Annotated in this window: 20 protein-coding genes; 13 read left to right on the top strand and 7 right to left on the bottom strand. The window is 71.5% G+C overall.

Features of this window, described 5'->3' with window-relative positions:
- Positions 1–78: 78 nt before the first annotated feature.
- Complete coding sequence (locus AB0C01_RS11680) at positions 79–582, bottom strand: VOC family protein (RefSeq protein ID WP_357570984.1); 504 nt, start codon at positions 580–582, stop codon at positions 79–81.
- A gap of 129 nt (positions 583–711) precedes the next feature.
- Positions 712–1,284 carry a winged helix-turn-helix domain-containing protein gene (locus AB0C01_RS11675; protein ID WP_357570983.1) on the bottom strand — a complete coding sequence of 191 codons (573 nt, stop codon included), beginning with the start codon at positions 1,282–1,284 and terminating at the stop codon, positions 712–714.
- Between the two features lie 241 nt (positions 1,285–1,525).
- Between AB0C01_RS11675 and AB0C01_RS11670 the strand changes: the two genes are divergently transcribed.
- A complete protein-coding gene (locus AB0C01_RS11670) occupies positions 1,526–5,929 on the top strand; it encodes a S8 family serine peptidase (RefSeq protein WP_357570982.1) in 4,404 nt (1,467 codons plus the stop codon).
- A gap of 70 nt (positions 5,930–5,999) precedes the next feature.
- On the opposite strand, the gene AB0C01_RS11665 is transcribed toward AB0C01_RS11670, so the two are convergent.
- The gene (locus AB0C01_RS11665; protein ID WP_357249781.1) at positions 6,000–6,503 is read right to left on the bottom strand and encodes a winged helix-turn-helix domain-containing protein; all 504 of its coding nucleotides are present in this window, start codon (positions 6,501–6,503) and stop codon (positions 6,000–6,002) included.
- A 251-nt stretch (positions 6,504–6,754) separates the two neighbouring features.
- On the opposite strand from AB0C01_RS11665, the gene AB0C01_RS11660 reads away from it, so the two are divergent.
- From AB0C01_RS11660 to AB0C01_RS11645, 4 genes are read left to right on the top strand one after another with little or no spacing between them, the layout of a single operon-like run.
- Positions 6,755–7,726 (top strand): phosphatase PAP2 family protein, encoded by a 972-nt coding sequence (locus AB0C01_RS11660; protein WP_357249778.1) that lies wholly within the window; start codon positions 6,755–6,757, stop codon positions 7,724–7,726.
- Positions 7,727–7,742: 16 nt separating this feature from the next.
- Entirely contained in the window at positions 7,743–8,438 is a 696-nt protein-coding gene (locus tag AB0C01_RS11655) for a response regulator transcription factor (protein WP_357249775.1), read from the top strand.
- Entirely contained in the window at positions 8,435–9,889 is a 1,455-nt protein-coding gene (locus AB0C01_RS11650) for a HAMP domain-containing sensor histidine kinase (protein ID WP_357570981.1), read from the top strand. The genes AB0C01_RS11655 and AB0C01_RS11650 overlap by 4 nt, the downstream gene beginning before the upstream one ends.
- Positions 9,886–10,380, top strand: coding sequence for a hypothetical protein (locus AB0C01_RS11645; RefSeq protein WP_357570980.1), 495 nt, complete (start codon positions 9,886–9,888; stop codon positions 10,378–10,380). Before AB0C01_RS11650 ends, AB0C01_RS11645 begins: the two co-directional genes overlap by 4 nt.
- On the opposite strand, the gene AB0C01_RS11640 is transcribed toward AB0C01_RS11645, so the two are convergent.
- The 3 genes from AB0C01_RS11640 to AB0C01_RS11630 are packed head-to-tail and all read right to left on the bottom strand — an operon-like array spanning position 10,373 to position 13,706.
- Positions 10,373–11,422, bottom strand: coding sequence for a D-alanine--D-alanine ligase family protein (locus tag AB0C01_RS11640; protein ID WP_357249766.1), 1,050 nt, complete (start codon positions 11,420–11,422; stop codon positions 10,373–10,375). The two genes, AB0C01_RS11645 and AB0C01_RS11640, sit on opposite strands and share 8 nt — an antisense overlap.
- Complete coding sequence (gene alr / locus AB0C01_RS11635) at positions 11,419–12,561, bottom strand: alanine racemase (RefSeq protein WP_357570979.1); 1,143 nt, start codon at positions 12,559–12,561, stop codon at positions 11,419–11,421. The genes AB0C01_RS11640 and alr overlap by 4 nt, the downstream gene beginning before the upstream one ends.
- A complete protein-coding gene (locus AB0C01_RS11630; RefSeq protein WP_357570978.1) occupies positions 12,558–13,706 on the bottom strand; it encodes an acyltransferase in 1,149 nt (382 codons plus the stop codon). Before AB0C01_RS11630 ends, alr begins: the two co-directional genes overlap by 4 nt.
- Before the next feature lie 126 nt (positions 13,707–13,832).
- Between AB0C01_RS11630 and AB0C01_RS11625 the strand changes: the two genes are divergently transcribed.
- Both AB0C01_RS11625 and AB0C01_RS11620 read left to right on the top strand, forming a co-directional pair.
- Positions 13,833–14,705 carry an LLM class F420-dependent oxidoreductase gene (locus AB0C01_RS11625; protein WP_357570977.1) on the top strand — a complete coding sequence of 291 codons (873 nt, stop codon included), beginning with the start codon at positions 13,833–13,835 and terminating at the stop codon, positions 14,703–14,705.
- A 149-nt stretch (positions 14,706–14,854) separates the two neighbouring features.
- Positions 14,855–16,873 carry a serine/threonine protein kinase gene (locus AB0C01_RS11620; protein ID WP_357571331.1) on the top strand — a complete coding sequence of 673 codons (2,019 nt, stop codon included), beginning with the start codon at positions 14,855–14,857 and terminating at the stop codon, positions 16,871–16,873.
- Between the two features lie 69 nt (positions 16,874–16,942).
- Here AB0C01_RS11620 and AB0C01_RS11615 read toward each other — a convergent pair whose 3' ends face one another.
- Positions 16,943–19,204, bottom strand: coding sequence for a catalase (locus AB0C01_RS11615; protein ID WP_357249753.1), 2,262 nt, complete (start codon positions 19,202–19,204; stop codon positions 16,943–16,945).
- 184 nt (positions 19,205–19,388) lie between these two features.
- On the opposite strand from AB0C01_RS11615, the gene AB0C01_RS11610 reads away from it, so the two are divergent.
- The 6 genes from AB0C01_RS11610 to AB0C01_RS11585 all read left to right on the top strand — a co-directional run bounded on the left by AB0C01_RS11610 (position 19,389) and on the right by AB0C01_RS11585 (position 25,294).
- On the top strand, positions 19,389–20,279 hold the full coding sequence (locus AB0C01_RS11610) for an alpha/beta hydrolase (protein WP_357570976.1): 891 nt from the start codon (positions 19,389–19,391) through the stop codon (positions 20,277–20,279).
- A 136-nt stretch (positions 20,280–20,415) separates the two neighbouring features.
- Complete coding sequence (locus AB0C01_RS11605) at positions 20,416–21,201, top strand: ATP-binding cassette domain-containing protein (protein ID WP_357570975.1); 786 nt, start codon at positions 20,416–20,418, stop codon at positions 21,199–21,201.
- Positions 21,198–21,920 carry an ABC transporter ATP-binding protein gene (locus tag AB0C01_RS11600; protein ID WP_357570974.1) on the top strand — a complete coding sequence of 241 codons (723 nt, stop codon included), beginning with the start codon at positions 21,198–21,200 and terminating at the stop codon, positions 21,918–21,920. Before AB0C01_RS11605 ends, AB0C01_RS11600 begins: the two co-directional genes overlap by 4 nt.
- A gap of 30 nt (positions 21,921–21,950) precedes the next feature.
- Positions 21,951–22,829 carry a branched-chain amino acid ABC transporter permease gene (locus AB0C01_RS11595; protein ID WP_357249741.1) on the top strand — a complete coding sequence of 293 codons (879 nt, stop codon included), beginning with the start codon at positions 21,951–21,953 and terminating at the stop codon, positions 22,827–22,829.
- Positions 22,826–23,923 carry a branched-chain amino acid ABC transporter permease gene (locus AB0C01_RS11590; RefSeq protein WP_357249739.1) on the top strand — a complete coding sequence of 366 codons (1,098 nt, stop codon included), beginning with the start codon at positions 22,826–22,828 and terminating at the stop codon, positions 23,921–23,923. Before AB0C01_RS11595 ends, AB0C01_RS11590 begins: the two co-directional genes overlap by 4 nt.
- A gap of 84 nt (positions 23,924–24,007) precedes the next feature.
- The gene (locus AB0C01_RS11585; RefSeq protein ID WP_357249736.1) at positions 24,008–25,294 is read left to right on the top strand and encodes an ABC transporter substrate-binding protein; all 1,287 of its coding nucleotides are present in this window, start codon (positions 24,008–24,010) and stop codon (positions 25,292–25,294) included.
- Positions 25,295–25,471 lie beyond the last annotated feature (177 nt).

Here is a 25,471-nt window from a genome sequence, read left to right as displayed (position 1 = left end):
TGGTGGGGGACAGACCACTCGTCGTGCATCACATCAGGCACCACAAGTCCATGATCGACCGGGGCGGGGGCGTCGACATCACTCGCGGGAGAACCCGCCCTTGGGGGTGATGATTTCGAGGTTGGTGCCGTCGGGGTCGTTGAAGTACGCGACCTCGGTGCCGACGGCGGCCGGCGGGTTCACCTCGCCGTCGGCGAAGGTGTACGGCTGCCCGAGGAACTCGATCCCGGCCGCGCTCATCCGGTCGAAGACCGCCCGCACGTCGTCGACCTGGAAGCACAGGTGCATCGAGCCGGGCCGGTTGGCGGCGACCTGGGCGGCGTCGCCGACCGGCTCCTGGAACTGGATCAGGTCGATGCCGAGGTTGTCGAGGTTGAACGTGGCGTACCGCAGCTTCGTGGTCGGCAGCCCCTGCGCCTGCGCGAACCCGGCTCCGTGCATGTTCTCGTCCCGTACGACCGGCTCCGCGCCGAGCAGGGCCTGGTAGAACGCGACCGAGCGGTCAAGGTCACTCACCGCGATCCCGACGTGCGCGGCCGAGGTGAGGCCGATGGACACCGTCGGGGGGTTCGGGAATGCCATGCTGACTCTCCTTACCAGCGTTCTTCGTCGCCTTGTCGTTGCTGATCTTGGTGTCGTACCCCCTTCGCGCCGGATCATGCGAAGACGTGTCCGGCCGCATACACGCCGCCTGCCCACATCAGGCAGGCGTCACGCTCGTTCGATGCGCGGATGCCGACGATCGGTCAGCCGCAGCCCGACGCCTCGTACCGCTTCGATGCTGGCTCCGGTGTCGAGCTCGTGCAGCTTGCGCCGCAGCCGCTTCACCAGGGACTGCACGTCCGCCCTGCGCTCCCGACCCTCGTCCCGCCAGACCGACCGGTGCAGGTCGGCGTAGCTCCAGACCCGGACCGGCTCGGTGGTCAGGCAGATCAGCAGGTCGTGCTCCAGCCGGGTGAGGTCGACCTCGCGGTCCCGGTAGCGGGCGACGGACCGGGCGGAGTCGATCACCAGCGCGGAGTTCGCGGTGGGCGTCGTGCTGGCCGGCTGCTGCGGCACGGCGATCAGTCGGCGTAGCTCGTCGAGGTCGGCCACCAACAGCAGTGGCGCGATGCCGTCGAGGCGTTCCGCGAGCCGGATCCGTTCGGCCGGGGACGAGGTCACCGCGATCAGCAGCGGGAACGGCTCGTCGGCCGGATCACCCCGATTCCACGTCGCCTCGTCGTCGTCCTCGGCCACAGCACCGCCCGGGATCGATGGGCATCCCTGCCCAGCTATCGTCATGGTCCTGACAATGATTGGCAAGCGCGTCGCCAGCAGGGCAACTCTTAGCGACAAGTTGCTCACGGCAAGTTCTTGATCGCCCGTTCATCTCGATCATAGTGTCCAGTCGGGCAACCGGCGTGACCCGCGCGGTGCATGGGGAGGCATGGGGGGTTCGATCGCTCGGCCCGCCGAGACGATCCTCCCGCACCCTCACCATGGCCCATTGACACCCTGGGTCGTTCTGAGGGAGGCAGCACCAATGTTCAGACGTCCACAATGGGGGCGCGCGGCCAGATCACTGGTCAGCGCCGGGGCGGCGACGATCCTCGCCGCAACCTGCTTGGTCACCATCGGATCCGGCGCGCAGGCCGCGCCGGGCGGCGCGATGGGGGCGGGAGACAAGATCCGACCGGAGCTCGCGAAGCAGCTCCAGGCCAAGAGTGAAGGGGACTTCTGGATCCGGTTCAAGGACCGGGCGGACCTGAGCAAGGCCAGCGCCATCAAGGACTGGTCGAAGCGCGGCACGGCGGTCGCGGACGCTCTGCGCAAGACCGCCGCGGCGAGCCAGGGCAAGATCCGGGCCGACCTCGACAGCGCGGGCGCGAAGTACCAGACCTTCTGGGTCACCAACGCGATCAAGGTGAACAGCGGCTCCCTCGCGATGGCGCAGAAGTTCGCCGGCCACGCCGAGGTCGAGGGCCTCTACGCCCCGGTCGCCTACAAGCTGCCCGAGACGATCAAGGGCACCGACGAGAAGACCGTGAACGCCCTGGAATGGGGCATCGCCAACATCAACGCCGACGACGTCTGGTCCCAGTTCGGGGTCAAGGGCGAGGGCATCACCGTCGCGAGCATCGACAGCGGGGTCCAGTTCGACCACCCGGCGCTGGTGAACTCCTACCGCGGCAATAACGGCGACGGGACGTTCGACCACAACTACAACTGGTTCGACGCCGCCGACGCCTGCGCGACCGGCCCCTGCGACGACGACGGCCACGGTACGCACACGATGGGCACCATGGCCGGCTCCGACGGCGCGAACCAGATCGGTGTCGCCCCCGGGGTCAAGTGGATCGCGGCCAACGGTTGCTGCCCCACCGACGCCGCCCTGATCGAGTCGGGTCAGTGGATGCTCGAACCGCTCGACCTCAACGGCCAGAACGCGGACGCGAGCAAGCGACCGAACGTCATCAACAACTCGTGGGGCACGATTGACCCGTCCAACGAGCCCTTCATGGAGGACGTGACGGACGCCTGGGCCGCGTCCGGGATCTTCGGCGTCTGGTCCAACGGCAACAGCGGGCCGGCCTGCCAGACCAGCGGCTCACCCGGCAGCCTCGCCAGCAACTACTCCACCGGCGCGTACGACGCCAACAACAACATCGCCGGCTTCTCCGCCCGTGGTGCCGGGCAGAACGGCGAGATCAAGCCCAACATCTCCGCCCCCGGTGTGAACGTCCGGTCGAGCATCCCGGGCAACGCCTACGGCAGCGCCAGCGGCACCTCGATGGCAGCGCCGCACCTCGCGGGCGCGATCGCGCTGCTGTACTCGGCGGCCCCGTCGCTCATCGGTGACGTCGACGCGACCCGTGCGCTGCTCAACGGCACCGCGATCGACAAGGCCGACGCCCAGTGCGGCGGCACCGCGGCCGACAACAACGTCTACGGCGAAGGCCGGCTGGACGCCCTCGCGTTGCTCACCGCCGCGCCGACGGGCGACATCGGCACCCTGGCCGGCACGGTCACCGACACGGCCACCGGCGCCCCGATCGCCGGCGCGACCCTGACGCTCACCGGCCCGACCGCGCGTGAGGTGACCACCGGCGCCAACGGCACGTACTCGACCCAACTCCCCACCGGCGACTACCAGGTCGCCGTGGCGGCCTTCGGTTACGCCAGCACCACGAAGTCGGCGACGGTCACCAAGGCCACGACCACCACGCTCAATGTCGCGCTGACGCCGGTGCCGAGTGTGAACGTCACCGGGGCGGTCACCGACGGCTCCGGCCACGGCTGGCCGCTGTACGCGAAGGTGACCGTGACCGGCGTGGCCGGTGTCTACGACTACACCACGCCGTCGAACGGCCGATACAGCCTCAAGCTGCCGGCCGGGCAGACCTACACCCTGACGTACGAGTCGCAGTACCCGGGCTACCAGACCGTCACCAAGCAGGTCGTGGTCGGCTCGGGCAACACCACCGCCAACGTCGCGGTGCCGGTGGACACCACCACCTGCACCACCGCGCCCGGCTACACGTTCGGCTCCGACGGTGAGTACGAGTCCTTCGACGGCACGACCGCGCCGCCCGGCTGGACGGTCGTGGACAACGCGGGCAGCGGTCAGGTCTGGACGTTCACCGACGACGGCGACCGGGGCAACCTGACCGGCGGCAGCGGCAACTTCGCGATGATCGACAGTGACAACTACGGTGCGGGCACCAGCCAGGACACCTCCCTGGTCAGCCCGGTGGTCGACCTGACCGCCGTCACGGCCCCGGTCATCCGGTTCAACCAGGACTTCAACCAGCTCAACGACGACACCGCCGACGTGGATCTGAGCATCGACGGTGGTGCCACCTGGACAAACGTGCTCCGCCAGGAGACCGACGTCCGGGGCCCGAAGGTGACCGAGATCGCGATCCCGCAGGCGGCCGGTCAGGCGCAGGTGCAGGTGCGGTTCCACTACTACGACGCGAGCTACGAGTGGTGGTGGGAGGTCGACAACGTCCTGATCGGCAGCCAGATCACCTGCGTGCCGGTCGACGGCGGGCTGGTCGTCGGCAACGTCCGCGACAAGAACGACAACAGCTACGTCAACGGCGCGACCGTCACCAGCAAGGACAGGCCGGCCGAGAAGGCGGTCACCGTGGCGACCCCGGACGACCCGGAGTTGGCCGACGGCTTCTACTGGATCTACTCGACGCTCACCGGCACGCACCCGTTCACCGCGAGCGCCGGTAACTACGTCAGCCAGACCAAGCAGGTCGACGTGGAGGCCGACTGGGCGACCGTCGCGAACTTCCAGCTCGCGGCCGGTCGGCTGTCGGTGACGCCGACGCAGTTGAGCGCCACGCTCCAGATGCCCAGCGGCAAGGCCAGCAAGACGTTCACGGTGACCAACACCGGTGGCGCGCCGGTCGAGGTCAAGTTCGCCGAGCGGGACAACGGATTCGAACTCCTCCGGGCGGACGGGTCCACGGTCACCCGCCAGCAGGTGCTCGGTGGCTCCGGTGCGCCGGAGCAGCGGATCACCGCCCCGACGTCCTTCGCCGCGAAGGCGTCCGGCAAGCAGGCCAAGGCGACCACCGCCGGGGTCGGCGCGCAGGCGGCGCCGTGGACCGACATCGCCGACTACCCGTCCACCATCATGGACAACCGGGTGGTCAACCTGGGCGGCAAGGTCTACTCGCTCGGCGGTGGCGACGGGAGCGCCTCCACCACGAAGAACTACGCCTACGACCCGGTCGCGCAGACCTGGACGGCAATCGCCGACCTTCCCGGTGCCCGCACCGCCCTGACCGCGGGCGTCGTGGAGGGGAAGATCATCGTCAGCGGCGGCTGGGGTGACTCGGGGCCGGACTCGGCCACCTGGTCGTACGACCCGGGGGCCAACACCTGGACGGAGCTGGCCGACAACCCGGCGCCGCGATCGGCGGCCGGTCAGGCCGTCGTCGACGGCAAGCTGTACGCCATCGGCGGCTGCACCACCGCCGCCTGCACGCCGATGTCGAACAGTGTGGTCCGGTACGACCCGGGCAGTGACACCTGGACGACGCTTGCCAACTACCCGAAGTCGGTGGCCTTCGCCTCCTGCGGCGGCATCGACGGCATGATCTACTGCACCGGCGGCAACGACGGGGCCGCGGCGCAGAAGTCCAGCTACGCCTACGACCCGGGTGCCAACACCTGGACCACGATCGCCGACGCGCCGAGCGACAACTGGGCCAGCTCGTACGCCGTCGCCAACGGCAAGCTCCTCGTCGTCGGTGGTTCGCAGGGTGGTGCCATCAGCAACGCGGGCTTCGCCTTCGACCCGGGCGCCGGTTCGTGGTCGAACCTGCCGAACGCCAACACCCCGCGTTACCGCGGCGGGGCGGCGTGTGGCTTCTACAAGATCGGCGGCTCGTCCGGCAGCTTCAACGCGGCCCCGGACAGCGAGGTGCTGCCCGGCTTCGAGGGCTGCGCCGAGTCGGCGGCCGATGTCAGCTGGCTGGCGATCGACAAGACGGCGGCCACCCTCGCGCCGGGTGCGAAGGTCACGGTCACCGTCACGATGACGGCGAACGTGGACCAGCCGGGCACCTACTCCGGTGCGGTCGCGATCGCGGAGAACACGCCGTACTCGGTCGCGCCGGTCGCGGTGACCATGACCGTGAACCCCCCGAAGACGTGGGGCAAGCTCATGGGCACGGTCACCGGCACCAGTTGCCAGGGTGCGACCTCGCCGCTCACCGGCGCGGTCGTGCAGGTCGACTCGTGGGCGTCGTCGTGGACCTTCGCGACCGACGCCGAGGGCAAGTACGCCTACTGGGTGGACCGCCGCAACAACCCGATCACGATGATCGTCGCCAAGGACGGTTGGAAGCCGCAGACCCGTCAGACGAAGATCAACGTCACCACTCCCACGGTGGAGGACTTCGCGTTGGCGCCGATCCGGTGCTGACACCCCAGCGGTAGCGACAAGTCCGGCCCGCCTGGTCGCAGACCAGGCGGGCCGGACCGGGTCCGGCAGATCAGACCGGGACGAGCCGGAAACCGACCCCGCGTACCGAGTGGATCGTCGCCGCGGCGTTCAGCCGGGCGAGCTTGCCGCGTACCCGGCGGACCACCGAGTGCATGTCGGAGCCGCGCCCGAGGTGCCGGTTGCCCCAGACCTCAAGGTGCAGGCGCTCGTAGGTCCAGATCTGCCCGGGCGCGTGCACCAGGCAGAGCAGGACGTCGTGCTCCAGACGGGTCAGGTCGATCTCCTGGTCGCGCCACCGCAGCACCCGCCGGTCGGAGTCGACGGTCAGCTCCGACGGCGGCGGTGGGCTCGGCGCCCCCTCGGCGAGCACGTCCGTGACCGGGGGAGTCGGAAGGGGAGGCGTCTCGATCACCCCGAGGAACTCCCGCGCCTGGTCGACTGTCGAGACGATCAGGAAGGCGTCGCTTCCGCCGAGCAGCCGGGCCAGCTGTCGGCGTTCGGCCGGCGACGACGCGATGCCGATGACCAGGCTGGCAACTGGAGTTTCCTGCATTCCCCCAACCCCTTCCGGTTCCCCAACTCACTCCGGATGGATTTTTCGCACCGTCGACGCACACATCGATCGGCGCCCTGACCCTAGTGGCGGCTGATCTCGGGCGGGTTAAACATCGTTGCATGTAAGCAGATGAATTTGACCACGTCGCGGGGGCGCCAGCGGGGCCGCGGGCGGTCCGACAGCAGTTGTGACAGAACCAAGACATTCCGCGTACGGCGCACGGACCTGTCGGCGCGAGCATGGTCGCCATGTCCATCGGATCGTCGTACCCCGTCGGGCGGTCGACGCCCGGCCCGCAGCCGGCGCGGCCGCTGCCACACGCCCGCGCGGCGGTGCCGCCGGGTCTCCGGCTGCTCGCGGCGTCGCTGTGCGGCCTGCTCGCCCTGACCCTCACGGCGGCCGTCTTCGTGCGCACGTACCCCGGTCAGTGGTGGGACGGCGCGCTCCTGCCGCGCGCCGAGCGGGGCGGCGGGTACGAGCAGCAGACCGTCCTGGTGGGTCCGGCCAAGAGCGTCCTGGCCGCGTTCGGCAGCCCGACACTCCTCGCCGCCCTGCTCGGCGCGGTGCTGGTGGTGGGTGCGCTCCGCCGCCGGCTGGCGGCGGGCGTGGTCGGCGTGGGCCTGGTCCTGTGCGCGGTGGTGGTGGCCGGCGTGGTGAAGTCGGCGCTGCCCCGCCCGGATCTCCAGATCGAGAGTTCGACCACCCACAACAGTTTTCCCAGCGGCCACGTCGCGGCGGCGACGGCGCTGCTGCTGGCGTTCATGCTGGTCCTGCCCGGTTGGGCCCGGCGGTGGTTGGTGGTGCCGGGCGCGGCCGGTGTGGCGGTCATCGCCTCGGCCACGATGATCGCGGGCTGGCACCGGTTCAGTGACGCGCTCGGCGGCGTACTGCTGGGGGTGGCGTTGTTCTGCCTGGCCGCGGCGGCGCTGGTGGCCTGGCGCGGTGACCAGGGCGCGGACGGCCGACCGGAGGGCGGCGGCCGGTGGCGCGGCCTGGCCGCGGCGGCGGCCGGCCTGGTCGTGCTGGTGTGGGCGCTGGTGGTGGTCGTGCCCGGGCTGGCCGCGTCGGTGCCGCGCGGGGCGCTCGTCGCCATCGTGGGGGTCGGCGCGGTGACGATGGTCCTGGTGGGTTCGGTGGTGTTCCTGGTGCGGACCTCCGACTTCGCGGGCCCGCCTCCCGCGCGGTCGCGGTCATCGACCGGATCCCAAAAGATCTCATGATGGGATACTTGACGACATGTCCCAGGTGCTGCTGATCGAAGACCACCAGACGGTGCGGGACGGGCTGCAACTGGCGCTCACCCGACAGGGCCACACCGTGCACGCCGTCGGGACCGGTGAGCAGGGGTTGGACCGGCTGCGCACGACCTCGTCCGACGTGGTGGTCCTCGACCTGATGCTGCCCGGGATGGACGGGTTCGAGGTGTGCCGCCGGATTCGGCAGCTCGGCGACCTGCCGATCATCATGCTCACCGCCCGCAACGACGACATGGACGTGGTGGCGGGCCTGGAGGCCGGCGCGGACGACTACGTGGTCAAGCCCGTGCAGGCCCGGGTGCTCGAGGCGCGCATCCGCGCGGTGCTCCGCCGCACCGGTGGCGAGTCGCGGCGTCCCGCCGGCGAGCGCGCCGCGGTGGAACAGTACGGCCCGCTGACCATCGACCGGGCCGCGCTCGTGGTCAGCAAGGACGGGACGCCGGTCGGCCTGGCGCCGACCGAGCTGCGCCTGCTGCTCGAACTCTCGCACACCCCGGGCCAGGTGCTCAGCCGCCAGCAACTGCTGGAGGCCGTGTGGGAGCACGGGTATCTCGGGGACTCGCGACTCGTGGACGCGTGCGTCCAGCGGCTGCGTGCCAAGATCGAGGTCGACTCGTCGGCGCCGGTCTTCATCCAGACCGTGCGCGGCTTCGGCTACCGTTTCGGGCCGCTGTGACCCGCTGGGCCAGTGCCCGGGTCCTGGGCCTGCGGGTCCGGCTGCTGCTGACCTTCGCGCTGCTGGGCGTGACCACGACGGCGGCCGTGGCCAGTGGCAGCTACGTCCAGGCCCGCACCGTCATCCTGCAACAGGCGCAGGACGCCGCCGTGCTGTCGCTGACCGACCAACTCACCACGGTCTACCCGATCGCCCAGCTCCCGCCGACCCAGGCTGACCTCGACCTGCTGGCCCAGCGGCTCTCCGACCGGCAGAGCTTCGCGGTGGTCGTCTACCGGGACATGCGGTCACCGGGCGGCGCGGAGATCGCCGACCCGCTCACCCCCGAGCTGCGCCGGGAGGTCGACGACGGACGGATCGCCTGGCAGCGGATCTCGCGCGACGGACAGCCCTGGCTGCTCATCGGCACCCAGCTGGCCCTCGAGGTGTCCGACGGCACGTCCCGGCCGTCCGGGCTGGAGGTCTACTCGGTGCGCAACCTCGTGCCCGAGCAGCAGAGCATCGACCGGCTCGCCACCCGGGCGTGGCAGACCGGCGGGCTGTCCCTGCTCCTCGCCGTCCTGCTGGCCCTGCTCGCCGCCCGCGGTGTGCTGCGACCCGTCCGCGACCTGGGCCGGGCGGCACGCCGCCTCGGCGAGGGCGACCTGAGCACCCGGCTGACCGTCCGGGGCGCCGACGAGCTGGCCGATGTGGCGCGAACCTTCAACGACACCGCCGGGACGCTGGAACGGCAGGTCGGAGAGCTGCGGAGGATGGAGTCCGACGCCCGCCGCTTCGTGGCCGACGTCTCGCACGAACTGTGTACGCCACTGGCGGCGATGACGGCGGTCACCGACGTGCTCGACGAGGAGGCGGAGCACCTGCCCGGTGACGCGGGCCGGGCCGCCCGGCTGGTCAGCCGGGAGACGCAGAACCTCACCCAGCTGGTCAACGACCTCATCGAGGTCAGCAGGTTCGACTCCGGCACCGCACGGCTCGCCCTGGACGACGTGGACGTGGCCGCGGCGGTGACCGCGACCCTGCGGATCCGGGGTTGGCTCGACCGGGTACGCGCCGACCTGCCGCCCGGAGTCGTGGCCCGGCTGGATCCCCGCCGGCTCGACGTCATCGTCGCCAACCTGGTGGGCAACGCCTTCCGGCACGGCACCGAGCCGGTGTCCGTACGCCTGCGCGCGGACGCGGACTGGGTCACCATCGAGGTCGCCGACCAGGGGCCGGGGCTGGACCCGACGGTCCTGCCGCACGTGTTCGACCGCTTCTACAAGGCCGACACCGCGCGGACCCGTTCCGAGGGCAGCGGCCTCGGCCTCGCCATCTCCTGGGAGAACGCGCGCCTGCACCACCACGGCGACCGGCGGGGGAGCCTCGTCGCGGGCAACGCCCCCGGCGGCGGAGCGGTGTTCACCCTCCGCCTGCCCCGCGACCCGGCGGACGCCGGAGGTGCCCGGTGACCAGGCGCGCGCTGCTCGCCGGTGGCGTTGTGCTCACGCTGCTCGCCACCGGCGGCTGCGGGGTCCGGCCCAGTGGGGTCATCACCGGCCGGCCCGCGGTCAGCGGACCCTCCCGGGGCGTCGGGCTCTACCTGCTCGCGCAGGGTGAACTCGTGCTGGCCCTCCGCCCGGCGTCGGCGGACGCCTCGCCCGCCAACGCGCTCACCCTGCTCGCTGCCGGCCCCGACGAGAACGAACGCAAGCAGGGCTTCACCAGCGAGGTGCCCGCCGGGCTCGACCCGGTCACGCTGACGTCCGGAACCAACCGGTCCGACGACCTCACGGTGCGGACGGCCGGCGCGGCGCGGTCGCTGTCGTCGAGGGCGGCCGACCAGATCATCTGCACGGTGGCCGACGCCGCGGCCCAGTCCGGCCTGGCGGAGAATTCCACGCCGGTCACCATCGTCGGGTCCGACGGCGCCCGGCCACCCCGGCCGTGCCCGCTCAGGTGACCGCGTGCCGACCGCCGCTGCGCGCCAGGTCGACGGGTCGCGCCTGCCGGGGCAGCCCGGTGTGGCGACCCCGGTCCTCATCGACGAGCGCGCCGGCGATCAGGATGTCGATCAGCGCGGCGAAGCCGAGACCGGCCTGCGCCCAGATCTGCGGGAACTGCGACGCGGCGGTGAAACCCGGGAACGTGTTGACCTCGTTCACGATGGGCTCGGGTGACCCCTCGGCGGGCAGGAAGAAGTCGACCCGGAGCAGGCCACGGCAGTCCAGGGCGCGGAAGGCGCGGATCGCCCGGTCCTGGAGCACCTCGGTGGTCTCCGCGTCGAGCGGGGCGGGGATCTGGAACGCCGCCCCGCCGTCGTACTTCGCGTCGTAGTCGAAGAAGCCGGGACCGGTCACCCGGATCTCCAGCGGCGGGCCGGCCTGCACCCGCCCGTCCGGGTGCTGGAGGACCGCCACGTCGATCTCCCGCCCGCGCGCCCCCTGCTCGACAAGCACCTTCGGGTCGACCGCACGGGCCTGCTCCAGCGCGGCGGGCACACCCGCCCACTCGTCCACCTTGACCACGCCCAGGCTGGAACCAGCCCGGGCCGGCTTGACGAAGACCGGCAGGTCCAGCCGTTGCCGGTCGGTGGGCGACAACTCCTCGCCGGGGCGCAGGGTCACCCCCGGGCTGACCCGCAGGCCCTCCGCCGCGAGGAGCCGCTTGGTGACACCCTTGTCCATGCCGGCGGCGCTGGCGAAGACACCGTTTCCGACATACGGCACGCCGAGCCACTCCAGCAGCGACGCCACCGTGCCGTCCTCGCCGTACGGGCCGTGCAGGGCCGGGAACACCACATCCTGTGTACGCAGCACGCGCAGCGCCTGGGGGAGTGTCGTCGGGCGACCGCCGACGTGCCACCCGCCGGCACGGTCGATGAGTACCTCGGTGACCTCGTACCGCTCCCGGTCCAGGTTGGCGAGGATGCTCTGCGCCGAGCGGCAGGACACCTCGTGCTCGCCGCTCTGCCCGCCGTACAGCACTGCCAGTCGGGTCGTCATGAATTCCGTGCCCTTTCGTGGAGATGGTCACGGGCCACCCGCGGCCCGATCCCGGTCAAGATCTCGTGCGGGTTGGTGTCGGCCCAGCGGGCCCACTCGACGACCGTCGGTGGGGCCTGGTCACCCTCGGTGGGACCGAAGACCACGACCGGGTCGCCGATCGTCACCGGAAGGTCCCCGGCGTCGACCACGCACTGGTCCATGGCGACGCGCCCGACGATGGGGCAGCGTCGGCCGCCGAGCCACACCTCGGCGCGACCGCCGGTGGCGCGGGGCAACCCGTCGGCGTAGCCGAGCGGCAGCAGCGCCAGCGTGGTCGGCGCGGCGGTGACGTGGTCGGGACCGTAGGAGACGCTCGTGCCGGCGGGCACCCGCTTGACGTTGACCACACTCGTGCGCAACGTCATCGCCGCGGTCAACCCGAACTCGCCCGGACCGCTCGCCCCGAACGGGTCCACGCCGTACAGCGCGATCCCGATCCGGCAGAGGTCGTAGCGGGTCCGCGGTGCGGACAGCGCGGCGGCCGAGTTGGCCAGGTGAACCAGGTCCGGGTCGAGGCCGGCGGCGCGGGTCACCCGCAACGCCTCCTCGAAGGTCGCCACCTGCCGATTCAGCTCGGGAGCGCCCGGCAGGTCCGCGTCGACGAGGTGGGACCACACCCCGCGTACCCGGACCGCGCCCTCCCGCTCGTACTTGCGGGCCCAACCCACCAACTCCGGCCAGTCGTCCCCGGCGGCCCCGTTGCGGGACAGACCGGTGTCCGCCTTGAGGTGCACCATCGCCGGTACGCCGAGCAGGTGGACCGCGTCGACGACGGCATGCAGGTGCGTCGTGGTGGACACCCCGATGTCGACGCCCGCCGTGATCAACGCCCCGAAGTCGTCGTTCGGCCGGTGCAGCCAGCTCAGCGTGGGGGCGGTCACACCCGCCGTACGCAGGGCCAGCGCCTCGGCCGTCGAGGTCACCCCCAGCCAACGGGCGCCGGCGCGCAGCGCGGCACGGGCCACCTGCACCGCGCCGTGGCCGAACCCGTCCGCCTTCACCACCGCCATCAGGTCGGTGCCGGTGAGCGACGTGATGGCGCGCACGTTGTCGGCGATCGCCCCGAGGTCGACCACCGCCTCGGCCAGGGCGCTCATCCGGCCGCCTCCGCCCGGTGGGGGCCGGGGAGCGCGAACAGCCAACGCGCGTGCACCGCCAACAGCCCGCGGTGGACGGCCAGGCTCAGGACGATCACCAGCCCGCTCAGCAGAATCGGATAACCGAGCACGATCAGGCCCTGGGCGGACCGGTCCAGGCCGGAAACCGGTACGAGTAACAGCCGGTGCAGCAGGGCCAGGACCGGCATGTGAATGACGTAGATCGGCAGTGTGATGCGGCCGAGCCTAGCCAGCGGAGTGCTGAGCGCCGACCACCGGGCCAGCCGGGCAGCGGCGGTTATGCCGAAGATCACTGCCAGCACGGACACCGCCGTCCATACGCCGAACCACTGCTGGGCGCCGGCCGCCGCCATCGCGGCGAGCGCGAGCGCGTAGGCGCCCGAGGTCAGCACGAGGCGGCGTCCGCTGGCGGTGTCCGCCCACCGCTCGACCTGCGGTCGCAGGGACAGGCCGGCGAGGAAGAAGACCAGGTTCTGGTAGAGGCCGGCCCGGTTGCCCGGGGTGTCGAGCAGGCCGGCGGCGGCGATCGCGGACAACGCCGCGGCAGGTACGAGGACCAGCGCCCGGGGCGCCCGGCGGGTCGCCTTGGCGACTGTGAAGTACAGCGCCAGCGCGTACAGGTACCAGAGGTTGGACGGCGTGATGGTGAGCTGCTCCAGCAGGCCGAGGACGGAGGTGGCGCGGTCGGTCGGCAACTGTGGGGCGGTGGCGAGGACCGCGGTGTGGATCAGCAGCCACACGACGTACAGGTAGAGGAACCCGCCGATCCGGCTGCGGGCGACGACCCGCCACGGCCGCTGCGCGGCGTTCGCCGCGAAGACGCCCGAGATGGTGAAGAACAGCGGCATCCGTAGCGGCAGGAACTGCTCACCGAGCGTTCCCCACAGGCCCGGCACCGGTACGCCGACGTGCCAGTCGATCTGCAGGTAGTCCTTCACCACGACGTGCCACAGGACGACGAGGATGATGCAGACGCCCTTCGCCGCGTCGGCCCACTGCGCCCGGTGTGTCTGCCGCCCGCTGGAGACGGTCCCGGTCCAGTACCGGTGGCGAAACCGGACGCGCGTCGCCTCCGGTTGCGTTTCGACGGGCTGGGACTCGGTGGGAGACAACTGTTGGATCACTCAGCAGAAGCTGCCAGCCGGATATCCGCGCGTGGTCCACGAATTGTCATGAACCGGTAATGGACGCGACCAGCCCACGAGACAGGTCGCGAGACGTCCCCTAGGCTCGGTGCGGAGGTGCCGAACATGAAGCTCGGGCTGCACTACTGGAACTACTCGACCCCGGCCGATCCGACCGCGATCGCGCCCACCCTGGCGCAGGCGGCCACCACCGCCGAGCAGGCCGGCGTCGCGTCGTTCACGGTGATGGACCACTTCTTCCAGATGGACGCGGTGTTCGCCGCCGAGGAGCCGATGCTGGAGGCGTACACGACGCTGGGCTACGTCGCGGCGAAGACCCAGCGGATGACGTTGGGCGTGCTGGTAACCGGTGTGATGTACCGGTACCCGGGGTTGCTGGCCAAGACCGTGACGACCCTCGACGTGCTCTCCGGCGGCCGGGCCCGCCTCGGCATCGGCGCCTCCTGGTACGAGCGGGAGCAGCTCGGGCTGGGCGTGCCGGTGGTACCGGTGGCCGAGCGGTTCGAGCGGCTGGAGGAGACGCTGCGCATCTGCCTGCAGATGTGGAGTGCCGACGACGGCCCGTTCGACGGACGCCACTACCAGCTCGCCGAGACCATCAACTCGCCGCAGCCGCTGCGCCGACCGCACCCGCCCATCATGATCGGTGGCGGGGGCGAGAAGAAGACGCTGTTGCTGGTGGCGCGCTATGCCGACGCCTGCAACCTGTTCGGCCGTGCGGGCGCCGACGACGTGGCGCGCAAGCTGGACGTGCTGCGCGGGCACTGCGCCGCCGAGGGCCGCGACTACGACACCATCGAGAAGACGGTGGTCGCCTCCCGGTCGCCGCTGGACGACACCGACGCGTTCCTCGCCGAGGTGTCCGACTACGCCGCGCTCGGTGTGAGCGAGGTGCAGGTGACCCCGGACCGGCACCCGGTCGAGTTCGCCGAGCGGCTCGGCGACGAGGTGCTGCCCCGACTGGCGGACATCGGCTGACTTCGCCGCGACGCGGTCGCGGAAAACGGAGCCACCGTGTACAGAGGACCAATTTCGCGGCGGTAATGAGACGGATCACGTAAGCGGCCGTTCCGACTGCCCGAAAATTGCTCGCGCGGTGTCCCAGGTAGCCTCTCCGCGTGTCGCAGATGTTGCCGCTTCTTGTTACCGATCGGTATGACGTCGTGGAACTCCTCGGCCAGGGCGGAATGGGCCGAGTGTGGAAAGCCCACGACCGAATGCTGCAGCGGGACGTCGCCGTCAAGGAAATCGTTCCACCGCCCGGTCTGACCAATGAGGCGCGCCAGGAATTGCGGATCCGGTCGCTTCGGGAGGCTCGGGCGATCGCGCAGCTCGACCACGTCAACGTCGTCCGGGTCTTCGACGTGTTGGTGGGCGCCGACGGTGATCCGCAGATCGTGATGGAGTACGTGCCGTCCCGGTCACTGCACGACGCCATCACCACCGACGGCCCGATCCCACCGGTGCGGGCGGCCGCCATCGGGCTGGCCGTGCTCGGCGCGCTCCGCGCCGCCCACCGCGCCGGCATCATGCACCGCGACGTCAAACCCGCGAACATCCTCGTCGGCGCGGACGGCCGGATCGTGCTCACCGACTTCGGCCTGGCCACCGCCGTCGAAGATGTGAACCTGACGCTCAGCGGTGTGGTGCTCGGCTCGCCCGCGTACGTCTCCCCGGAGCGCGCCATGCGCGGCACCGTCGGCCCCGAGGGCGACCTGTGGTCACTCGGCGCGACCCTGTACGCGGCGGTCGAGGGTCAGTCGCCGTACGCCCGGCCGTCCAGTCTGATGAGCCTCACCGCGCTGGTCACCGAACCACCACCCGCCGCACGGAACGCGGGACCGCTCGCCCCGGTGTTGGCCGGCCTGCTGCGCAAGGACCCGGCCGAGCGGATGGACGCCGACACCGCCGAGCGGCTGCTGCGCGCGGCCCTCGACGGCACCGCGCTGCCCACGGCGGGAACGCGTCCACCGGGGACCCCCGCCCTGGCGGTGGCGGCCGAATCCGGCACCGACGACGTACCCCCGACCGGGCCTGGCTCCCGGTTGGACGGTGACGGCCCCGCGACGGGCCGCCGTCGGCGGACCTGGCTGCTCGGTGGTGTCGCGGTCGCGCTGGCGCTCGGCCTGGTGATCGGCATTCCGCTGGCCATCCGATCCACGCCGCGTCCGAATGGCGACGGTGCCGAGCTGGTGGGGGCCGCCGCGCCGGGTACGACGCCGACGCCCGGCGGCCCACCGAGCGTCGCCGCTCCCGGGCCGATCGCCTGGTCGGCCTACCGGGACGGCAGTGGCTTCGTGGTGCCGGCGCCGCGCGACTGGCAGATCGTCCGGCGGGGCCAGCGGGTCGAGTTCCACGAGCCGGACGGCGAACGGATGCTCGTGGTCAGCCAGACCGACACGCCGCGCACCGACCCGCTGGCCGAGCTGGACGGCTCGGCGGTCAGCGAGCGGTATCGCGACTATCGCCAGGTCGAACTGCTCGCCGTCAACTACCAGCTCAGGGCCGCCGACCTGGAGTGGCTCTACACCGGCGACGGTGGCACGGCGATGCACGCCCGTCAGCGGACCTTCCGGACGGCGGACCGCAAGGGCTACAGCCTCGCCTGGTTCACGCCCGAGACCGCCTGGGGTGTCGACGCGTTCCGGAAGGTCACCTCGGGGTTCCGGCCCGCGTCGGCGGGGGTCGGCAGCACACCGACCGGCACACCTCCGAGCAGCGGATCACCGACGCCGAGCACGTCACCGGCCCGGTCGGGCTACCGGCTCGTCGGGACCGCGAGCAAGCGGTGCCTGGACATCGCGACGCCGCAGTCGCCCGACCCGGTCCGGCTCCGACTCTGGGACTGCCGCGACGACCGCGCCGCCAACCAGCTCTGGACGACGGGACCGGACGGCAGCGTGCGGCTCGGTGGCCGGTGCCTGGACGTGCTCGGCGCCTCCAGCGACGCCGGTGCGGCAATCCAGCTCACCACCTGCAACACGACACCGGCGCAGCGGTTCACCCTCGACGCGGACCGCCACCTGGTCAACGCGCACAGCCAACTGTGCCTGGGCGCGGTCGACCAGAGCACCGCGGACGGCGCGCTCGTCGAACAGCGCGGCTGCGGCGCCGGGACGAACGACCTGCGCTGGACCCGGAGTTGACGGCTGCCCCGGGACAGCCCGAGGGGCTGTCCTCCCCGTGCGGGGGAGGGCAGCCCCTCGGTGTGCGGGTCAGGCGACCGTGGCGGGGAACCTCTCCCACACCCGGTGCGCGGCCATCAACTGCTGCACGGCCGCTAGCGCCTCGGCACCGGAGTCCGCCGTCACGACGCCGGGCGTGCCGGCCACCCCGGCCTGCTCCAGCACGGTGACGCCGGCACCCCAGGCGCCGACGGCCTTGGCGTGCCGCCAGCTCTCCTCGACGAGCAGCAGCACGCGCGGATCGACGGCGGCCGGTCCCGGCCTGCCCGCCTTGGCATCGCGGGCCGGGACGGCATCCGGCGCGGGCACCGGCGCTCCGGCCAGCAGGACCGCGTCGAATTCGACGGACCGGCCGGTGGCGAAGGTGCGCTGCACCGCCATGCCGCCCACCGTGCCACCGTGCGGGGCGATCAGCAGCGGCACCATGCCGGCCGCGAAAACGGCCCGCCGGACCTCGTCGACGTCGTCCAGGTCGCCGTCGGGGTCGACGACGATGCCGACCATCCGGCCGTCACTCGGCCACTCCCGGCCGACCTGCGACAGCGCCGGGCTGGGCGTGACGTCGGGCAGCGGCACGGTCGGCTGCGGGGCGGGCAGGCCCAGCCCCGTGGCGACCTGCTCGCAGAGCACCGGGTCGACGTTGGCGAGGCACTGGAGCTGACGCTCCTTGATCGCCTGGTGGTAGCACTTGCCCAGCTCGAAGGTGTACGCCCGGATGATGTGCTCCTTCTCGACCGGCGACATGCTCGACCAGAAGAGGCGTACCTGGCTGTAGTGGTCGTCGAACGACGCCGGGTTGGCGCGTACCTTCGGCGCCTGCGCCACCGTGACCGGCACGTCGACGAACGCGTGCTCGGCGTCGCCTGCGGGGAACGGGTTGCCGCCGTCGAGCGAGTTCGGCCGGTACGGTGCGACGCCCGCGTGCACGGCGTGCTGGTGGAAGCCGTCGCGCAGCATGTCGTTCACGGCGGCGTGCGGGCGGTTGATCGGGATCTGCGTGAAGTTGGGACCGCCCAGCCGGGTGAGCTGCGTGTCGACGTACGAGAAGAGCCGGCCCTGCAACAGCGGGTCGTTCGTCACGTCGATGCCGGGCGGCAGGTGGCCCAGGTGGAAGGCGACCTGCTCGGTCTCGGCGAAGAAGTTCGTCGGCGTCCGGTTGAGCACCAGCCGCCCGATGGGCTGCACCTCGGCCAGCTCCTCCGGCACGATCTTCGTCGGGTCCAGCAGGTCGATGCCGGCGAAGGTCTCCTCCGGGGTGTCCGGGAAGACCTGGATGCCCAGCTCCCACTCGGGGTACGCGCCGGCCTCGATCGCGTCGTAGAGGTCGCGCCGGTGGAAGTCCGGGTCGATGCCCCCGATCAGCTGTGCCTCCTCCCAGGTCAGGGAGTGCACACCGAGCTTGGGCTTCCAGTGGAACTTGGCCAGCACCGTCTCCCCGGCCTCGTTGACGAGGCGGAAGGTGTGCACACCGAAGCCCTCCATCGTCCGGTACGACCGCGGGATGCCCCGGTCGGACATGTTCCAGATGGTGTGGTGCTGCGCCTCGGTGTGCAGCGAGACGAAGTCCCAGAAGGTGTCGTGGGCGCTCTGCGCCTGCGGGATCTCCCGGTCCGGGTGCGGCTTGCCGGCGTGGATGATGTCCGGGAACTTGATCGCGTCCTGGATGAAGAACACCGGGATGTTGTTGCCGACCAGGTCGAAGGTGCCCTCGTCGGTGTAGAACTTGGTCGCGAAGCCGCGGGTGTCGCGGACCGTGTCGGCCGAACCGCGCGAGCCGAGCACGGTGGAGAACCGCACGAAGACGTCGGTCTCGCGTCCCTTCTTGAGGAAGCCGGCCCTGGTGACCGCCTCGGCGGTGCCGTACGCGGTGAACACGCCGTGCGCACCGGCGCCCCGGGCGTGCACCACGCGCTCCGGGATGCGCTCGTGATCGAAGTGCGTGATCTTCTCGCGTAGGTGGTGGTCCTGCAGGAGCACCGGGCCGCGCGGGCCGGCCTTGAGCGAGTGGTCCGTGTCACGCAGCCGCGCCCCGTTCGCGGTCGTGAGGTAGGCGCCCTGCTGACCGTTCGCGGTCGTCGGTGCGCCGGTCTCCGCGCCGGTCGGCGTACGCGTCTGCGGTGCCCCCTGTTCCGCCTTCGGCGGCAGCGGGTCGTGCGGCGTCGTCGGCTCCTCGACGCTTGGTGGCGCGCTACCCGGTGCGCCGGGGACATCCGGGGTCAGGGCGTCGGCGATCTTTCCGGAGGCCGTCTTCACGGCGTTCTTGACCGCCTCGGCGGGCTTGCTCGTTTCCACTTGACGAACCCCTCCATGGAGCGTGTGTGGGCAGGCGAGAGCCCTGCTACCCCTGGTCAGAGGGTCGAAACACGACCGATCCCGGCAACCTGCGTCGGAACTGGTGATTTCGCCGATGCGCGGACCGGCGGACCGGCCAAAACTGACGTACGTCGATATCCCTCGACCCTAGGGAGTGCCCGACGTGTCCTCACCAACCACCACCCGTCCCCGTTCCGTCGTAGCCCGACTCGCGGTGGCCGCCGTCCTGGTCGCCGGTGGCGTCCTCTCCGGCCCGACCGGTGCCGCGCAGGCCGCCGGCCCGTACGAGCGCGGCCCGGCACCGAGCACCTCGATCCTGGAGGCCAGTCGCGGCCCGTTCGCCACGGCGTCGCAGAGCGTGTCGTCGCTGAGCGTCACCGGCTTCGGCGGCGGCGTCATCTACTACCCGACCAGCACCAGCGAGGGCACCTTCGGCGCCATCGCCATCTCGCCCGGTTACACCGCCGCCTGGTCCAGCATCAGCTGGCTCGGACCGCGGATCGCCTCGCACGGCTTCGTGGTGATCGGCATCGAGACCAACAGCCGGCTGGACCAGCCGGACAGCCGGGGTCGCCAGTTGCTGGCCGCGCTCGACTACCTCACCCAGCGCAGCTCGGTCCGCACCCGGATCGACAGCAGTCGACTCGCGGTGGCCGGGCACTCGATGGGTGGCGGGGGCAGCCTGGAGGCGGCCTCGTCGCGGCCGTCGTTGCAGGCCGCGGTGCCGCTCGCGCCGTGGAACCTGGACAAGAGCTGGTCCGAGCTGCGGGTGCCCACGCTGATCATCGGTGGCGAGAGCGACAGCGTCGCGCCCGTCGCGTCGCACTCGGTGCCGTTCTACAACAGCATCCCGGCCTCCGCCGAGAAGGCGTACCTGGAGCTGAACGGGGCGAGCCACTTCTTCCCGCAGACGACGAACACGCCGACCGCCCGGCAGATGGTGGCCTGGTTGAAGCGGTTCGTCGACGACGACACCCGCTACGAGCAGTTCCTCTGCCCCGGGCCGAGCGGATCGCAGATCGAGGAGTATCGCAACACCTGTCCCAGTTCCTGAGCGTGGTCGCGGGGCGGTCGCCGGTGGCGGCCGCCCCTTCGGCGTGCACGCAGGGCCATTGAAGGTCTTGACGCGATACCCGAGAAACGTACACTGCGAGTGTAAATAAACACCCGCCACGACAGAGGGATGGGTGATGGAGCGCGGCCTCGAACTGCACCACATCGGCGTCCGTTTCGGCGGCCTCACCGCCCTCGACGACGTCTCCCTGCGGGTGCCGCCCAACCGGGTGGTGGGCGTGATCGGGCCCAACGGCGCCGGCAAGACCACGCTGTTCAACGTGATCTGCGGGTTCGTCGCGCCGGAGACCGGCTCGCTCACCCTCGACGGTCGACCGCTGCGGCCACGTCCGCACCGGCTGACCCGGCTCGGCATCGCCCGGACCCTGCAGGGGACCGGCCTCTTCGCCGGTCTGACCGTGCTGGAGAACGTGATGACCGGCGCCTCCCACACCGCCCGTTCGGGCTTCGTCCCGGCCCTGCTCGGGCTGCCGGCCAGCGACCGCGACGAGCGCCGGCTCCGTCAGCACGCCCTGGCCATCCTCGACGACCTGGGGATCGCCGGGCACGCCGAGGCCGCGCCCACCACACTGCCCTTCGCCGTACGACAGCGGGTCGCCCTGGCCCGCGCGCTCGCCGCCCGTCCCCGGCTGCTGCTGCTCGACGAGCCCGCCGGTGGCCTCGGCGCCGACGACATCGCCGAACTGGCCGAGCTGGTCCGGCACCTGCCCCGGCGCGACGACGACCCCTGTGCGGTGCTGCTGGTCGAGCACCACATGGACCTGGTGATGGCCGTCTGCGACGAGCTCGTGGTGCTCGACTTCGGCCGGGTCATCGCCGCCGGCACCCCGGACGAGATCCGCGACGACCCGGCGGTCACCGACGCCTACCTCGGCGCCACCGTCGAGGAGGTCTCCCCATGACCGCGACCGATCTGCTCGTGGTGCGGGGGCTGGTCGCCGGTTATGGCGCCGCGCCCGTGTTGCGGGCCATCGACCTCAGCGTCCCGGCCGGCACCATCGCCGCGGTCGTCGGCGCCAACGGCGCCGGCAAGACCACCCTGCTGCGCGCGCTCTCCGGCATGATCCGCCCGGCCGCTGGCCAGGTGCTCCTCGCCGGGGAGGACCTGCGCGGCACGCCGGTGGAGCAGCTCGTCCGGCGCGGCATGGCGCACGTGCCGGAGGGGCGGGGCGTGATCAGTGAGCTGACCGTCGACGAGAACCTGCGGCTCGGCGGGTTGTGGCGGCGCGACCGGGCCGACGCGGCGCGTGCCCTCGACGAGGTCTACGAACTCTTCGAGCCGCTGGCCCGACGCCGCCGACACCTCGGCCACCAGCTCTCCGGCGGTGAGCGGCAGATGCTCGCGCTCGGCCGGGCACTTGTCGGCCGACCTCGCCTGCTCCTGCTCGACGAGCCGTCGCTCGGCCTGGCGCCCCGGGTGGTCGCCCGGACCATGGCCCTGCTGCGCCAGCTACGCGACCGTACCGGCCTGACCGTCCTGCTGGTCGAGCAGAACGTGCGCAGCGCGCTCGCCGTCGCCGACCAGGGCGTCGTGATGTCCCTCGGTCAGGTGGTGATCGCCGCCCCGGCGGCGAAGCTGCGTGACGACGTCGACCTGCGCCACGCGTACCTCGGATTCTGACCACCACCTCGTCCCCCGGAGGGAGGACTGTTGGACCGCTTCGTCTTCCTCACCATCGACGGCCTGTCCCGGGGCGCGGTGTACGCCGCGTTCGCGCTGGCCCTGGTGCTCATCTGGCGGGCGGCGCGGGTCGTCAACTTCGCCCAGGGGGCGATGGCCGTCGCCGCCGCGTACGTCGCCTACACCGTCAGCGCCGCGACCGGCTCCTACTGGCTGGGCTTCCTGGTCGCGATCGTCGCCGGCCTGCTGCTCGGCGCGCTTGTGGACCGCGTCGTGATGCGGCACGTCGACCACGCCTCGCCGCTCAACCCCGTGATCGTCGCGCTCGGGCTGGTGCTGTTGATCCAGGCCGTGCTGGGCATGGTGTACGGCAACGAGTTCCGTCCCGCCGAGGCGCCGTTCAGTCGGTCCGCGCTCACCGTCGGCGGGGTGGCCGTACTGTCACCGTACGACCTGTTCGTCTTCGCCACGATCGCGGTGGCGGTCAGCGGCCTGGCCTGGATGTTCGCCCGTACCCCGGTCGGGTTGCGGATGCGCGCGGCGGCCTTCGCCCCCGAGGTGTCCCGGCTGCTCGGGGTCAACGTCGGTGGCATGTTGACCCTCGGCTGGGCGCTCGCCTCCGGGGTGGGCGCGCTGGCCGCCATGCTGGTGATGCCGACCGAGCTGGGCCTGCACCCGCACGCGATGGACCTGGTGTTCGTCTCGGCGTTCACCGCGGCGGTGGTCGGTGGGCTGGACAGCCCACCGGGGGCGGTGGTCGGCGGCCTGGTGGTGGGGCTGCTGCTCTCCTACGTGAGCGGATACGCCGGGAGCGACCTGACGCCGCTCGCGGTGCTGGTCCTGCTGTTGGCGGTGCTGCTGGTCCGACCCGGTGGGCTGTTCGCCCCGGTCGCGGCGAGGCGGGTGTGAGCGCCACGAGGGCGGCAGTGCCGCCGATTCAGCAGACCGCCGAGGCGGACCGCCCCGTCGACCGGCGACGCGGCTCGACCCTGCTGCGCCACCTCGCGATCGTGCTCGTCGTCGGGCTCCTGCTGGTCGGGGTCAGCTACGCCGTCGAGCCGTTCCGCAACTTCCAGCTCGCCACCGTGGCCGCCTACCTCTGCGCGACCGCCGGGCTGACCGTCCTCACCGGACTCAACGGTCAACTGTCGCTCGGGCACGGCGCGTTGATGGCCACCGGGGCGTACACCGTGGCCCTGTGCCAGAACGCGTTCGCCGACCGGGGGATGACGAGCGGCTGGCTGCTGCCGCTCTCGCTGGGCGCGGCGATCGTCAGCACGGTCGCGGTCGGTGCGGTGGTCGGCGTGGCGGCGGCCCGGCTGCGCGGTCCCTACCTGGCCGGGGTGACCCTCGCGGTGGCCGTCGTCGTGCCGGCGCTGGCCGTCACCTTCGACGGTGTCTTCAACGGCGAGCAGGGGCTGTCGGTGCCGGTGGAGCCGCCGCCGATGTCGCTCGGCCCGTACTTCCCCTACGAGCGGTGGCAGCTCTGGCTCACCGGCGCGGCGACCCTGCTGGCGTTGCTGCTGCTGGCCAACCTGATCCGCAGCCGGTACGGGCGCACCTTCCGGGCGGTTCGGGACGACGAGGTGGCGGCCCGACTGGCCGGCATCCACGTGGCCCGCACCCAGGTCCTCGCGTTCGTGGTCAGTGCCGCCACCGCCGGGCTCGGCGGGGCGCTGCTGGCGGTGCTCGCGCAGAGCGTCTCGCCCGGGGCGTTCTCGCTGACCCTGTCGCTGTTCCTGCTGATGGCCGTGGTGATCGGTGGTCTCGGCCGCCTCACCGGCGCGTTGTGGGGGGCCGTCCTACTGGTCGCCCTGCCCGACCTCACCCACTCCGCGACCGAGTTGCTCACGCTCTCGCCCGCGGTGGCGCAGCGGCTGGAGGGAAACCTGCCGCTGGCGATCTTCGGCCTCACCTTGATCGTCGTCATGATCGCGGCACCCGGTGGCGTACAGGGACTGCTGTCCCGTCTTGGTCGGCGTCTGCGGACCCGGCGTTCCTGAGCTGCTCCGTGCCCGGCCCCGGCCGGGCGTTCCACCACCCACACCGTTCCCCACAAACCGGACCGAGAAAGGTCGGTGTTCTCCATGCACCGTTTGGCACAACGTGGTCTCGCGATCGCCAGCACCATCGCCCTGTTGGCCGCCGCCGCTGGTTGCAGCGGTGACGACGGCTCCGGTCCCGGCGGGGCATCGGTGCCGGGCGTCACCGACACCGAGGTCGTCGTCGGCACCCACATGCCGCTCACCGGGCCGGCCTCGGCCGGCTACTCGAAGATCGCCCCGGCGACGAAGGCGTACTTCGACTACGTCAACGCCAACGGCGGCGTGCACGGTCGGAAGATCACCTACAAGATCATGGACGACGGCTACAACCCGGCGAACACCCAGCAGGTCGTACGCCAGCTCGTCCTGCAGGACAAGGTCTTCGCCGTCCTCAACGGTCTCGGCACGCCGACGCACAGTGGCGTGCTCGACTTCCTGAAGAGCAACCGGGTGCCGGACCTCTTCGTCGCCTCGGGCAGCCGCAGTTGGGACCAGCCGGACAAGTATCCGGGCACGTTCGGGTTCAACCCGGACTACACGGTCGAGGGCAAGATCCTCGCCAACTACGCGAAGGCGAACCTGGCCGGCCAGAAGGTCTGCTTCCTCGGCCAGGACGACGACTTCGGCCGGGACAGCCTGGCCGGCGTGGAGAAGGTGCTCGGCGCCGGTGCCGTGGCGGTCAAGCAGACCTACGTCACCAGCAACACCAACGTGGCGCCGCAGATCGGCGCGTTCAAGGCGGCTGGGTGCAAGGTCGTCGTGCTCGCCACCGTGCCCGGCTTCACCGCGCTCTCCGTCGGCACCGCCGCCCGGCTGGGCTTCAAGGCGCAGTGGCTGGTCTCCAACGTCGGCGCCGACTACCCGACCCTGGCCAAGCAGCTCGGCGCGGCCGCCCCGATCCTGGAGGGCATGGTCGGCACCAACTACCTGCCGATGCAGAACGACACCGCGAACCCGTGGATCCAGCTCTTCACCAAGATCAACAAGGAGCACAACGGGGACGCGCCGTTCGACGGCAACACCGTCTACGGCATGTCGGTCGGTTACCTCTTCGTGCAGACGTTGCTCGCCGCCGGCAAGGACCTCACCCGGGAGAAGGTGCTGGAGGCCGTGCAGAAGGGCGGCTTCCAGGGTCCCGGGCTGGTACCGCTGCGCTTCTCCGCGAAGGACCACTCCGGGTACGGCGGTCAGCGGCTGAGCCGGGTGACCGGGGGAGTGCAGAGCTACTTCGGGCCGGCGTACGAGACCGACGAGGCGGACGGGCCGGTCAACGAGTACACGGCCACCCCGGCCGCGCCACCGGCTAACGGGGTGCCCACGGCCTCCTGAGCGCCGCCGAGCCTCGCCTTCCTGCTCCGCGATCGTGCACGTTCGGTCCCGGCGCACGGGGGCATCCCACCACTGTCGACAACCGAAACCGTGAGTTCGGAGGGCTAGGAGCGTCCGGCCGGGGGGGGGGCGCGGGGCGCACAGCACTGGCCCAGCGCCCGCAGCGCGCCCACGGGG

The organism is Micromonospora sp. NPDC048905 (genome assembly GCF_040649655.1).
GTDB lineage: Bacteria > Actinomycetota > Actinomycetes > Mycobacteriales > Micromonosporaceae > Micromonospora.
This window is presented reverse-complemented; position numbering and strand designations above follow the sequence as displayed.